The organism is Microvirgula aerodenitrificans DSM 15089, assembly GCF_000620105.1.
In the GTDB taxonomy this organism is placed as follows: domain Bacteria; phylum Pseudomonadota; class Gammaproteobacteria; order Burkholderiales; family Aquaspirillaceae; genus Microvirgula; species Microvirgula aerodenitrificans.
On the sequence record NZ_JHVK01000001.1, the window covers coordinates 140,105 to 154,040 of the forward strand.

The 13,936-nt window shown below is 64.1% G+C and carries 6 protein-coding genes; 3 read left to right on the forward strand and 3 right to left on the reverse strand.

Translation table 11 applies throughout. The features are described from left to right. Positions 1–37 precede the first annotated feature (37 nt). The 3 genes from Q352_RS0100655 to Q352_RS22105 all read right to left on the reverse strand — a co-directional run bounded on the left by Q352_RS0100655 (position 38) and on the right by Q352_RS22105 (position 7,894). The gene (locus tag Q352_RS0100655) at positions 38–2,842 is read right to left on the reverse strand and encodes a Tc toxin subunit A (protein ID WP_084299687.1); all 2,805 of its coding nucleotides are present in this window, start codon (positions 2,840–2,842) and stop codon (positions 38–40) included. A 48-nt stretch (positions 2,843–2,890) separates the two neighbouring features. Next, positions 2,891–5,302, reverse strand: coding sequence for a hypothetical protein (locus tag Q352_RS0100660; RefSeq protein WP_156952441.1), 2,412 nt, complete (start codon positions 5,300–5,302; stop codon positions 2,891–2,893). A gap of 186 nt (positions 5,303–5,488) precedes the next feature. After that, entirely contained in the window at positions 5,489–7,894 is a 2,406-nt protein-coding gene (locus tag Q352_RS22105; RefSeq protein ID WP_051528583.1) for a hypothetical protein, read from the reverse strand. A 501-nt stretch (positions 7,895–8,395) separates the two neighbouring features. Here Q352_RS22105 and Q352_RS0100670 point away from each other — a divergent pair. The 3 genes from Q352_RS0100670 (at position 8,396) to Q352_RS0100680 (ending at position 13,934) form a co-directional block, all read left to right on the forward strand. After that, positions 8,396–8,800: an OsmC family protein gene (locus Q352_RS0100670; protein WP_028497663.1), complete on the forward strand. Its 405-nt coding sequence runs from the start codon at positions 8,396–8,398 to the stop codon at positions 8,798–8,800. A 284-nt stretch (positions 8,801–9,084) separates the two neighbouring features. Beyond that, positions 9,085–13,257, forward strand: a complete 4,173-nt coding sequence (locus tag Q352_RS22110; RefSeq protein ID WP_051528584.1) for an EAL domain-containing protein — start codon at positions 9,085–9,087, stop codon at positions 13,255–13,257. Further along, on the forward strand, positions 13,254–13,934 hold the full coding sequence (locus tag Q352_RS0100680; RefSeq protein WP_028497664.1) for a chemotaxis protein CheB: 681 nt from the start codon (positions 13,254–13,256) through the stop codon (positions 13,932–13,934). The genes Q352_RS22110 and Q352_RS0100680 overlap by 4 nt, the downstream gene beginning before the upstream one ends. Positions 13,935–13,936: the final 2 nt, after the last annotated feature.

Sequence of the window (13,936 nt, forward strand, 5' to 3'; positions counted from 1 at the left end):
CGAATGGGGGAAGGCAAGGCGGGATGCGGAAGACGGGTTATCCGGCTTCGCCCGTGCCGTTCAGACGGCTGTTCAGGCCGGCGACCACGGACTCGCCCGCTGCGGCATAACCGTCGGTCTTGGTGGGGACCAGTGCGCTGAGCTGGATCTGCAGCTCGGCCGACAGGCCGGTCTGCTGCCATAGCGCCTGCTGGCGCCGCACGCCGTCGATCTCCTGCAGCGTCCCGGCGATCTTGCCGGAGGGCTCCATCTGCGCTGCCGCATTCGCGACTTCGCTGTCCGACCAGTCGATCAGGGCTGCCAGCAGCTTTGCCGCGACGGCGGCACTCGGCGGAGTGGCGGCATTGACGCCGGCCAGATAGTCGAGCAGGGCGCTTTCATCGGCGGTGCTGCCATCGAGCAGGTCGTTGTAGCGGCTGAAGCCGTACAGCGTACCGAGGGTGACCGCAATGGCGCCGCTGGAGACGCTGGCGCCGAACCAGCCCGGATGGTTCACATAGGTCTGCACCAGACCGGCGCTGAGCGCGAAGCTCACCACTACCGCCTGGATGCGGCCCAGCGTGTACAGCAGTTTCAGGTAGTCCGCGGTCGGCGTGATGACGCCATCCGCATCCAGCGTCAGCGTGGTGGACAGGAAGGTGTAGCTGTCGCTGCCGGCCCACTGCAGCAGCAGCAGCGGATAGTCCGGAGCGGCATCCAGATAGCCGGACAGCGCGGCGATGGTCACGCCCTGCTGGGCGGTATCGGCCGTCAGCAACTGTGTCTTGACCAGCTGGCTGGCGGCGGCGTCGATCTTGACGGCGGCCAGTGCCGTATCGATGGCGCCGGACAGATCGGCCTGATCAATGACCAGCCCGCTGGCATCCAGCACGCTGGCCAGCGCCGTGGCCCAGTCGATGGCGGCACCGTCGCTGTCGCTTTGCGGTGCGCCGGCGGCGATCAGCCGGTCCACGGTCAGCAGCGTCGACGCCAGATCGTGGACAATGCCGTCGATCAGGGTGGTCTGGGCCGGGGTGCCGGTCAGCGTACCCGTCGGCGCATGCACCATGAAGGTGACGGCTGCCACCGACAGGTCGTGGCTGCTGATCCAGTCGGCGCAGGCGGCGAAGGCCACGATAATGTCGAGGATGTCCGGCGCGGTGTCGCTGGGCGTGGTGTTGACCGGAGGCTTGCCCGCCAGCGTGCCGATCACATGGGAACCGAGCAGGTTGATGATGCCGAGACCGGCGGTGACACTCAGGCCGAAGGCGCGCGGCAGGGTCACCAGCCGGTAGAAGGCCGAGAATACCGGCAGCGAGCAGGTCAGACTCTGCTTGGCCGATACATGACTGGCCAGCAGCTCGTATTCGGCCTGGGTAATGCCCAGGCCGGCAGACAGCTGCTTGATGACGGTGGTGCTGCTGGACGAGAATGCGCTGCCATCGCAGACCAGCGGCGTGCTGAACAGGCCATTGCTGTTGAACAGCCGGTCGTAGAACGGGACGTTGTTGCCGACTGCATACGGCGTGATCTGGCCGACCCAGGCGGCAAAGGTTTCGGCACTGATGGTGGCGCTGCGGTTCAGTTCCCTGAACACGCCGAGCGTCCGCACCGTATTGGCATTGGCCAGCAGGTCCACAGGCTGGGTGTTATCCTTCACATAGCCCTCGGCCATCATCGTCGACACCAGCAGCAGATCAAGCTGGTCGAACGGCAATTGCATCCAGTTGCGCAGGCGGATGAACCGGCTCATGCGGTCGAAGCGATCGTCGCTGGTATGGGTCAGGGTCGAGGCATCCGGGTCTCCGCTGTCAGCGGCAAGGGTCATGATGCTGGTGTCGGCCGTGCTGTCGCCGTGAATGTAGACCGCACCATACTGGTTTGGCGCGGCGACGAGAGCCGGGGAGGTCACGTTGTGCGAGGCCACCACGCTGTAGGCGGCGTCCTTGCCCTGCGAGCACAGCAGGTCCTGCACGTCACAGGCCGCCAGGCCGGTCTGGTGGCAGAAACCGGACAGTGTCTTCAGGCTGCTGCTGTCCGCGACACCGTAGTTCGTCGGGTAGGAATAAGTGCTCGGGGGGGTCTCGGTCAGCAGCGTGTACTGTTCCGTCGACAGCTGGCTGCCCTGTTGCTGGGCGGTTTCCCCCTGCGTGGTCGACAACGCGGGGACGAGGAAATACGGCCATGCGGTATCGAGCTGCTGGGTCAGCGACATCAGCGACGACCGGACACCGTCCAGCCCGCGGGTAATCTGCTGGCTGGCGTAATCGTAGGGCAGGGTGAACGGAAAGCGGGCTGCCGCCAGCTTGTCGTTGAGCGCTTTCAGCGTGGTGGTGCCGGTGTAGCTCTCAAGCGCCTTGCCCAGGATCTCGTTCACCAGCGACAGGGCGGTGACGGTCTGGTCGGTGCTGACCCGGTCGAGTACCAGTGATGCGAGATCGGGACGGCGGGTGGTCAGCGGGATCATGCTGCCGCTGCCGTCGTCCGAGATCGCATCCATCTGCTGCGCCCACTGGTACAGCCGGCACAGATAGATGACCGGGGAATCGTTGGCTTCCAGCGCGTCTTCCGGGCTGCATGTGTGCCAGTCTTCCTGGAACAGCGACTGATAGGTCGGCTGGCCGTCGATCAGCGCCGCCGGGGCGCTGCCGCCCCGGCGGCGGGTGCGATAGCGGCGGGCCAGCGGGACCGCCTGGCGCAGCGCATCGTCGTACAGGCTGGCGGCGCCGGCTCCGAGACGGGAACCATGCCGGCGGACAAAGGCGCTTTTCGACTGGCCGACGATATCGAACAGCGAGTCGAACGTGTTGCTGTCGAGGCCGTGCCGTTGCAGCAACTGTGAAAGCAGAGGGGTGGAGGGCATGTCAGTTCCTTTGCGGATGGCCGGTGCCGCGGCCGGTTGGGACGAAGCTCAGGCCGCCGTCTTGCCGGGCAGCAGGGGGATGACGGTGTAGCCGAAGTCACTGCCGGAAGTGGTCATGAACATGATGGCGACACAGGTGGTTTTGGCGAGGGCCGGCGCCGTGTAGAGCCCGGTTGCGGAAAGGGAGCCCAGTGAGCCGTCATCCGGCACCGGGGCGCCGAGAATGGAGCAGGTGCAGCCGGGGGTGCTGGCGATGTCGGTGCTTTCGCCCGTCATCATGTTGGTCTGGATTGCCGCAAGCTGGCGCGATGCGCCGGGCGCCAGCGGGGTCAGGTTGCCGGCCACGACTTCATCGGGATCGGTATCTCCGGCGTGCCAGGTGCCGGCACCGACATGGAGCGTCGGGTAGAGACCCGGCTTGACCACCAGGACACTGGCCGTGGCGGAGACCGAGCCTATCGAGAACGTGACGGTTTCCAGCCCGTATGCTCCCGTAGACAGGGTCGGCGTGTAGCTGGCGGTGTAGATGCCGGGCGGGGCGCTGTCGGGGGTCGTGTCGGTGGCGCCGCCCCAGGCGGGCTGACCCGCATCTTCGGCTGATTTGTTGACCACGGATGCGGTGAACGTGATTGGCGCGCTGCTGCCGGAGACGGCATAGGCGAAGCACGGATTGATATTGATCGGGTTGGCCGACACGATGGCAACCGCGCTGGCGGTATACGTGCTCGTGGTGCCGTCGGCATTGTCGACAACGGCGACGGCGGTGATGACTTCCTGGAACGATGCACTGCTCAGCAGCGAGATATCCGGCGCCTTGTAGGTCGCGCTGATGCCGTCTTCACGACCTTCGATGCGATCATCCGTGCAGACGTCGGCGTTGTTGCTCAGCGACCAGCTGATGGTGGCGCCGGCCGGTCCGGTCAGGGTGAAGACCTGGGTGTCATTGACCAGGGCGGATTGCGCCGGATTGCTGGCGACGACCGTCGCCTGCAGCGGCGACAGCAGGCAGGTCGTGGCCGATGGATTGATCTGACCGAACAGCGCCATGTCGCCGGGGACGGAGGCATCACTGAGCTGCAGTGCGTTGTCGTTCGGGAACAGCATGTTGCTGAGGGTAAAGACATCGATATCCGGAACCTGCAGCGAGGCCAGCTTCTCGATGGCCGAGTAAGTGTCTCCGGACAAGTCCTGCGTGATTTGATCACGGTACTCGGCGTCATCGATTTCGTTGCACCAGGGATAACCGCCCAGCGTAATGTCCGTGCTGCTCCGGGAATTTGTGATTTTGACAATATTGCTGTCGGGATCGACGGAAGGTGTCGACGTGCTGGTGAGCGGGTAGGAAATGCGCATGCTCTGGTTGGTAATGTCTTGGAAATCATTCGGGGAAAGCTGGTGGTGCAACTGATAGATGAACTGGTCGAATTGTCCCGACCAGCTTAGTTTTATCGACTGGGCAGAGGGCACAACCGTCATGCCGGTGATATCGAGAAGAACTGGCTGGAGATTTTTATTGGTGTCGGACGTGTGGACAGTAACGATGACATGCGCCGTGGGGGCTGGATAAGGTTGCTCTTCATAAAATTCCCATGACATGTCCAGCGTGCCGCCACGGACATGCCCGGTCGCTGCCATGAGATAACTGGCCGGGGAGGCGGTGCCGTTGTCCAGCAGTTTGGTGTTCAGTACAACGTCATCGCTGCCGATCTGGGACAGATAGGCCGGTCTGATGATGCTGTCGAAAAGCGTTGCGCTTTCCACAATGACTGCGCCCGAGTACAGGGCATTGCCTGCACTGTCTGTATCGTCCGGAATCAGGTAGGGATAGCCGGAGCCTGACGAGGGCAGGCTGCCGGTCGTGCCGCTGGTATTGGCTGCGGTCTGGATGAACAGGACCACGGCGCCGTCGCCATAGCTCTTGTCCGAAATATTTGCCGAGGCCGTGGGGGCCGGCTGGGTGCGCAGTGCAAATTGCGTCGGGTTCAGCGGGTTGCTGCTGTCGATATTTTGCAGTGAACCCAGCGGGTACCGTTTTTGCTCGTCGCTTGCCTGATTGAACAGCTGCTGAAAATAGGTGCTCAACTGCGTGATATTGGATTGCCCTTCGACCAGATTGACACTGATGTCCGCCGCGCTGGCCTGGGACAGGTCAAGATACACATCGCCGGAGCTGCTGATGTCCCCCTCGGTTTTTGACAGGTCCAGCGTGGCGGTCAGGTTGAAATTGCTGTCTGGCAATACCCCGTCATAGCGGCTGATGGTCGAGGGCGCCGTTTCCGACTCCGCAATCGAGAAGAAATAGCCGGACAGGAACTGCATGGTCAGCGCGGCCGTGGAAGTGTCGAGGTCCGCATTGGCGAACGACAGCAGGGGCGGTCCCAGCGCCAGATCGCTGACACTGAGATAGATGTCGCTGGCGCTGGACGAGTGGTTGTCGGGGATTTCCTGATCCGGCACCACCAGATTGTTTCCCGCGGCCGTTTTCTGGGCGAACTGCTGGGCAAACAGGGCATTGATCCGGTCGCGGTTGTAGACGACGACGGCATTCCAGCCCAGCGTGATGGACTTGCCGTCCAGAGCGGAAAGCAGGTCGGTTTTCGAGTTTGACATCATGGGACTCCTTGAAACGGGCGCGTCGGAAAAACCTCAGTCGCCTGGCGCCAGCGGGACGACGGTGTAACCGAAATGGCTGCCATTGCTGGCAAGAATGGTCACGCAGGAAGTGGTGATGGTTGCCGGAGCGATATACAGCCCCTGGTTGATGGACCCCTGGGGGGGGTCGTCCAGAATCTGCCAGGTGCAACTGGCGGTGACGTTCGCATAGCTGCCATCGCCGGGATTGCCTTCCAGCGCGGTCAGTTGTCGCTGGCCATAGGGCGGCAGCGGAAACAGGCCTCCCGTGACGACTTCCGACGGGTTGCCGGACTGCCAGGAGCCACCGCCGACCAGCAGGGAAGGCGTGGTGTCGGGCGCCATGACCAGTACGCTGGCCGTGGCGGTGTCACCGGTCGCACTGCCGATGCTGGCGGTGACGGTCTGCAGTGCGCAGGACTGGCCGCTGCCCAGGACGGGGGAATAGCTGGCCTGGTGGACGCCCGGTTGCGGGGATCCGGTTTCCGTGGCCTGGCTCCAGGTGACGGTGGTGTCGGCATTCCCGGCCACCGAGGCGGTGAAAATGATCGGTGCCTGGCCGGCCGTGGCCAGAATGAAGCCCGGATTCACATTGATGGCGTTGCCGGACACGACCACGACCGCACTGGCCCTGCCGTTGCTGCCATCGCGGGCAGTAAAGCTGGCCGTGACGGTTTCCGGCATCGATGCGCTGCTCAATGCCGCCCGGTCCGGCGCCTGATAGACGGCGCTGCCGTTGGCGCTGGCCCGGATGCGGCCGGTGACATCGATGCCCGATGCGTTCCCGATCGACCAGGTGACAGCACTTGCGCCGTCGGCCTCCAGCGTGAAGGTGCAGGAGGTGCCGGCCGCCACGGTTGCCTGCCGTGGCAACAGCGACTGGCTGGACGACGAGGGAGCCAGCTGGCCGAACAGGGCCATGTCGCCGGGAATGGCAACATCACCGAGCTGCAGCGTGCTGCCGTCCGGGAACAGCTGATTGTCGAGTGTGAACCGGGCGATACCGGGAAGATCGATCGTATCGGCAGAATGAAGAATCTGCGACACGAGGCCGCGGAGCGTGGCCAGCAATTCATCGGTCTGTTCGCAGCGCCAGTCCCAGGCTTTCAGCAGTGCACTTATGCCGGGCAGATTGACGGTAATATCCCGCTCATTGAGCGACAAATGGAATGCGACCGCGTTTTCTGGCGAAATGGAAACAGGAAAGTGGCTGTGCGAATAAAAAACAGGATCGAGGGTTTCCTCGCCGTCGCTGTTTCCCCGCGGGCTGCTGCCGTGCAGCCGGATAACACAGGATTCATTGTTGTTCCACTCCTGATACAGGCCGGTCAGATTCGGCACCAGGGTAAAACCCGGGCCATCCTGTGGCGCATAGGGAAAATCGAGTGACGAGAGGGTCGCGGTATAGTCGTACTCGTCGGCCTCGTGCGTGGCCGACCATGAGAGCGTGACGCTGTCCGTCGGTGCGACCCCCCCGGTGGCGACCAGATATCCGCACAGGCCGCTCGTACTGCTCTGTCCGGGCTGGAGCGACAGCCCGTTTGCGCTAATCTGGTCCTGAAAGGCAGGGGCCACGAGATCGTTGCACAGGGCACGACTGGAAATAAGCACCGAACCGGAATAAAGCGCACTGCCATCCTGCGAATCATCCGGAATCAGGTAGGGGAAACCGGAGTCGGCCGACGGCAGGGTGCCGCCGGTGCCGTTGCGGGTCTGGACGAAGACCAGCACGGCGCCATCGCCCGCCCCGCCCGGCGCGGCCTGGGTACGGGTGGCGAATGCCACCGGGGTCAGTGGCGTCTCATCGTCGCCGGTGCTCAGCGTGGCCAGCACATAGTGCCTGGCAGAGACGCCAATGCTGGTGAATTTGTCCAGGAAATACTGGCCGATCTGCTGATTTGTCCGGTCGTCAGTGGTCAGGTTGACAGTGGCGCTGCCCGGGATGCCGTCGGACAGGTCGAAGTAGATGTCGCTTTGGGGAGAAACATCGCTGCTGCTTTGCTGCAGCGGCAAACCCAGTTCCAGGCTGAACTCGCTGTCCGGGAAAACCGTGTGGTATCCGGTCAGGGCGACCGGTGCGCCAGGCGATTCGCTCAGCGTGAAAAAAAATCCGGACAGGAACGGTATCTGCAGCGATGCCGCCGCGTCGTCGAGCGTTGCCGTATCGAATGAAAGCCGGGGCTGCCCGAGTACCAGATTGTTGGCATGTATATAGACGCTGTCGCCATTCTGATCGTGGTTTCCCGGGATGTCTTCTTCCGCAGTATCAAATAATTCGCCTGTCGAAATATATTGGGAAAACTGTTGCCAGATAATATCGTTTAGGCTGTTTCTTTGATAAACGCTTATGGCATCCCAGCCAAGCGTTATTGAATGGCCAAGCATCATGGCAAGCAGATCATTTTTGGAGTTTTCAGACATGAACTGGCTCCCGGCCCGAACGAAATACAGGCGGATGACTCTCCATCGTCGTGCAACGGACACCATGGAGCAGATACGGTATTCAGCGAACGCGAGGCACCTGGCGTTTTATCGTGAATCCGGATTCACGGCGTGACATGCCGGGCCGGGGGCGCAAACCGGTATTGCTGGGCCGATGGCCATTGGCGGAATGCGATCCGGCAGAATAGAGACGCTGGCTTTGCGGTGAGGACTGAAGGTTTTCCTCAGTATCTGCCAAGCGTGCTATTTTTCCAGTCGATTTGCTCGCGTTCCGATGAATGGATATCGGGTGGAGACAGGCGGTAGTGAATCGCCATTGACGCTCTCCGGCCTGGCGTGCGGTGCCCCTGTGGTAGTGGCGAAAGCGCGTGGCGACAGGGGCGGCAGCAGGTGGCCTGCCGCGGAAACGGCTGGCGGCCGGATTCCGCTGTCGGGTATTCTCAACGCTGTTTCCGATAGCGAATTGAAAGTCCCTGATTCATGAAAGCAAGACTGAAGCAGATCGAAGGTACCCGCTTCCTTGGCGAGTCCGAAAGCGGCCATGGGGTCGTCATCGACCCGGACAAGCAGTTTGGCGCCAGCCCGATGGAACTGGTGCTGATGGGCGCTGGCGGTTGCACTTGCTACGACGTGGTCAGCATCCTGAAGAAAGCCCGCCAGGATGTGCGCGATGTACAGGTCGAGCTGGATGCCGACCGCGCCGACAGCGATCCCAAGGTGTTCACGCGCATCCATTTCCACTTCATTGTCCACGGACGCGACCTCAAGCCGGAACATGTCGGACGGGCCATCAGCCTGTCGGCGGAAAAGTACTGCTCGGCCTCGATCATGCTCGGCAAGACGGCCACCCTCAGCCACGACTTCGAGATTGTGGACTGCCAGTAGGACAGGGCAGACAACCCGCCCGCCGCCTTGTCCCTGGCCGGGCAGGCGGTTGCTGTCCACCCCTTGTGGTCGGGGCCGGACTCGCGCACGATCCGCTTGGGGGCTGGCAGGGTTTATGCTTGCCGGCTTGATCGGTGTGGAAAAAAATCTCAAACAGGTAAAGAATGTTTCCCGGCCTGTTTCCTCCGCTGACGGCGGGGGAGCGGCAACGACGACACGAGTGCGCGGCGAGGCCCTGGCCCGCCGGGATTTTTTCGACTTTGCAGGGATGCCTCCGCCGTCGTATGGACGAATATACCGTTCAAAACGTCTCTTCATCCGGGCAGGAATCGGGGCCGCCGCGCTTTCTGACCCAGGCGCTCGACTGTATCGAGCACAGTGCCGTGATCGTCGATGCCGACCATCCCGGCCATCCCATCGTCTACTGCAATCCGGCATTCGAACGGCTGACCGGCTACAGCCGTCACCAGGTGCTGGGGCGCAACGGCCGCTTCCTGCAATATGGCGATGACGACACCGTCACCCGCGCGCGCTTGCGCGACTGCCTGGCCGACGGACGTCCGTTCCGGGGCGTACTGAAGAATGTCCGCGCCGACGGCTCGGTGTTCTGGAACGACCTCAGCGTGGTGGCGGCGGAGTTCGGGGACGGTCGTTACCTGCTCGGCATGCAGAAGGATGTCACCGAACGCGACACGCCGGCCGGCGACAACGGCCATGCATTGCTGGACTGGGTGACCGGCGCGCTGTCGCGGCTGCTGCATGCCGACGGCGAGCAGGGCGTGTTCACTGATCTGATTACCCATCTGGTCGAGCTGACCGGCAGCGAATGCGGGCTGATCGCCCACGTCTGCGAAGGCCGGCCGCCCCGCACGCTGGCGACCGGCCGCTACGGACCCGATTGCCTGGCCAGTGGCTGTGACAGCGCCGTGCTGCCGCCCTGCCTGCGTCAGCTGCTGCTGGACGGTGGAGAAAACCCGCGGGCGCCGGCGGACGGTCCCTGCTGCGAGTCCGGCGTCGCCGGCGCGCGGCGCCTGATCCATGTGCCGCTGATGCATGCCGGCCGGCAGGTCGGCCTGCTGGGACTGGTCACCCGGCATGATGGCGACGAATTGCTGGTGCGGGAACGTCTGCGTCCGGTCACGGCCGCCTGCGCGGCGCTGATCGCGGTCTGGTGCCATGACGAGCGGCTGCAGCGGGCCGAGCGCTCGCTGGCCGTCAATGAGGCGCGCTACCGGGCCATGGTCTCGGCGCTATCCGAGGGGTTGCTGCTGGTGGATGGCGGCGGGCGGGTTCTGGTCGGCAACCAGGCGGCCGAACGCATACTCGGTCAGCCCGGACTGGCAGCGGGCGGCATGCTGCTGAATGACCGGCGCTGGCGCATGGTCGACGAGCAGGGCAGGGCGCTGGCCCCCGACGACTATCCGACCGAACGCGTGCTGCGCGGCGGACAGGCCGTGCGCAATGTCGTCATCGGCGTACTGCGCGATGACGGCCAGCCGCCGTGCTGGGTCCGCACCCATGTCGAGCCGCTGCATGTCGAGGGGGCGGCGTCAGTTGCCCTGATCGTGTCCTTTGTCGACATTACCGAACTCAAACAGCGTGAACATGAACTGGCCGAACAGGATGCGCGCTGGAAAGCGGTATTTGCCGCGACCGGCGACATGGTGTTCGACCTGACTTTCCCGTCCGGCGACGCCTGGCGCGCTGCGCTGCGCTCGCCGGACGGCGACGGCCTGCTGACCCTGGCGCTGCCCGGAGCCTATTTTTCGCCATCCTGGCTCGGCATGGTCGGGCTGGATACGATGCCGGCCGACAGCTACCGCGACCGCGGTGCCCGTGTGCATCCGGAGGATGTCGCCCATGTCGCGCATGAACTCGGTCGCCACCTGCGCGGCGAAACCGCACTGTATTTCGCCGAATACCGGCTGCTGCGCGCGGATGGCAGTGTCCTGCCGGTGCTGGACCGGGGGCAGGTCTATCTGCGCGACGAGGACGGCCTGCCGCAGCGCATGCATGGCGTCATGATCGACCTGAGCCCGCAGAAGCAGGCCGAGGAAACGGCGCGCCGCTTCCGCAAGGTGGTCGAAGCCACGTCGGACGGCATGGCCTTCATCGACCGCAATGACCGTATCGAGCTGGCCAACCGGACCATGCGTGACTGGCTGGGAACCGATGGTGCCGCCGTGCTGGGCCGGCCGTTTTCCGAGCGGGCCCGGGCCATGGGGCTGACGCTGGATCTGGCGGCAGCGCGCGCGCGCTGCCAGGGCGGCGACAGCGTGCGCGAGCGCTGCTGGGTGAACCATGGCGGGCGCGGCCCGCGCCATGTCGAGATCAGCCTGGAGCCGTACCGCGATACGCTGGGCCGCTTCGATGGCATGGTCTGCATGCTGCGCGACATCACCGACAGCGAGCGCCAGGCACAGCTGATGGCCCAGACCCAGCACGCCGCGCGGATTGGCGGCTGGCAACTGGACCCGGAAACACTGACCCTGTTCTGGACCCCGCAGACCTACCGGTTGCTGGGTCTGGTCTCGGCGGACGAGAAGGTCGAACTGTCGGTGGCACTCGACTTCATGACTGCCGAGAGCCGCGGACGGGTCATGAGCCGGCTGGCCGAGCTGCTGCGCGGCGAGAGCAGCGGCAAGTCGATCGATATCCAGGTGCTGACCGCGCAGGGCGAACTGCGCACCCTGGAGCTGATCAGCCACCGCCACGATCTGGCGGCCGGTGCCATCCAGCTGATCGGGTCGGTACAGGACGTGACCGACGAGCGGGCGGCCGAGCGGGAGCTGGCGCTGTCGGCGCAGGTGTTCGAGCACGGCCGCGAAGCGGTGTTCATCACCGACCCGCAGGGCGAGATTGTCCGCGTCAATGCCGCGTTCTGCGCCATTACCGGCTATGCGGCCGGGCAGGCATGCGGCCAGCCGATGACCTATCGCTGGCAGGGGGCGCCCGCGCTGCTGACCGCACAGGCAGCCGCACTGGCGCAGAGCGGACACTGGCAGGGCGAGGTGTCGGGATTGCGCGCCAGTGGCGAGGTTCATCCCGAGTGGTGCTCGATTGCCACCGCACGCGATGCCAGTGGCCGGATCTCCCACTACATAGGCATGTTCGTCGACATTTCCGACCTGAAAGCCGCCGAAGCGCGCGCACTGCGGCTGGCCAATTACGACCACCTGACCGACCTGCCGAGCCGGCCGCTGCTGTACGAACGGCTGAACGCCGCCCTGGCGCAGGCGGACCGTGACGGCTCGCTGGTCGGCGTGCTGTTCTGCGATCTCGACCGCTTCAAGAACATCAACGATACCCTCGGCCACAGCTACGGCGACGGGCTGCTGCGGGTGATCGCCCAGCGCTTCTCGCGCCAGACGCGAAGCAGCGACGTGGTCTGCCGCTACGGCGGTGACGAGTTCGTCGTCGTGCTGACCGGCATGCACTCGGTCAACGACCTCGCCCGGCTGGCCGACCAGCTCAGGGCCTCGGTCAGCGCGCCGGTACACGTCGGCGATACCGACCTGATGGTGACCACATCGCTCGGCATCGCCGTGTACCCGCATGACGGCCGCGACATCGACACCCTGCTGCGTCACGCCGATGCCGCGCTGTACCACGCCAAGGCGCTGGGCCGGAACAACTACCAGTTCTTCACCCGGGCCATCAACGAACGCATCAGCGAATACCTGGTGATCGAAAACGGGCTGCGCCGCGCGCTCGACCGGCAGGAATTCGAACTGCACTACCAGCCGCAGATCGACATGCGCAGCGGGAAACTGATTGGCGTCGAAGCGCTGTTGCGCTGGAAACATCCGGAGCAGGGGCTGATCTCGCCGGCGCGCTTCATCCCGATCGCCGAGGAAACCGGGCTGATCGTGCCGATCGGCGACTGGGTGATCCATACCGCCTGTCAGGCGGCCAGAGCCTGGCAGGACGACGGGCTGCCGCCGATCACCTTTGCCGTCAACCTGTCGGCGCGGCAGTTTACTGCGCATGTGGTCGACACCATCGACCGCGCCCTGGCACTGACCGGGCTGGCGCCGTGCTGGCTGCAGGTCGAAGCGACCGAAAGCGTGCTGATGGAAGACCTGCGCGAAACCGAAGCCGTGCTGTCCGAACTGAAGGCGCGTGGCCTGTCGCTGTCGATAGACGATTTCGGCACCGGTTATTCCAGTCTCGCCTACCTCAAGCGTTTTCCGCTGGACCAGATCAAAATTGATCGTTCCTTTGTGCAGGATATCGGCGTGGACGACGATAATGCCCTTATCGTCAACGCCATTATCGGCCTGGGACACAGCCTCGGCGTCCAGGTGCTGGCCGAGGGCGTGGAAACCGAATCACAGTGGCAGTTCCTGCGCGGGCAGGGCTGCGACGAAGTACAGGGCTTCCTGATTTCGCGGCCGTTACCGATAATGGAACTGGCCGAAACCGTACGCCATGATGGCTTCAGGAGTGAAGTGTGAAAGAAGCGTCCCCGAGCACGATTATTCAGGTTGCTCCCAGCTATGACGCAGATGTCATCCTGCCGCGAGGCACCCGTCCGCCGCCTGTCCGGCCGCCGCTGGTCTTTATCGGCGCGTCCACCGGGGGGACCGAGGCACTGAAAATAGTGTTGTCGGCCCTGTCGCCCGATTGTCCGCCTATCCTTGTCGCCCAGCACATGCCGCCGAACTTCACCCGTTCGTTTGCCGCGCGGCTCGATGGCCTGTGCCGGATACGGGTCAAGGAAGCCGAGCATAACGAACCGCTGCAACGCGGCTGCGCGTATATTGCGCCCGGCGATGCCCACCTGATGGCCGGCTGGCGGGCCAACTGGATGGCGGTGCTGGACCGTGGTTCGGAGGTCAACCGGCACAAGCCGTCGGTCGATGTCCTGTTCCGCTCCGCCGCGAACGAAAGCGGCAGCGCCGCACTGGGCGTGATCCTGACCGGCATGGGCCGCGACGGCGCGCGCGGGCTGCTGGAAATGAAACAGGCCGGTGCCTACACCCTGGCCCAGGACGAGGCCAGCTCGGTGGTCTTCGGCATGCCGAAAGAAGCCATCGCGCTGGGCGCCGCTTATGAAGTGCTGCCGCTGGACCGCATAGGCGGACGAATCATGGAGTGTCTGGCGCGCCGGCCTGCACCCGGAGGAAAGTAAAC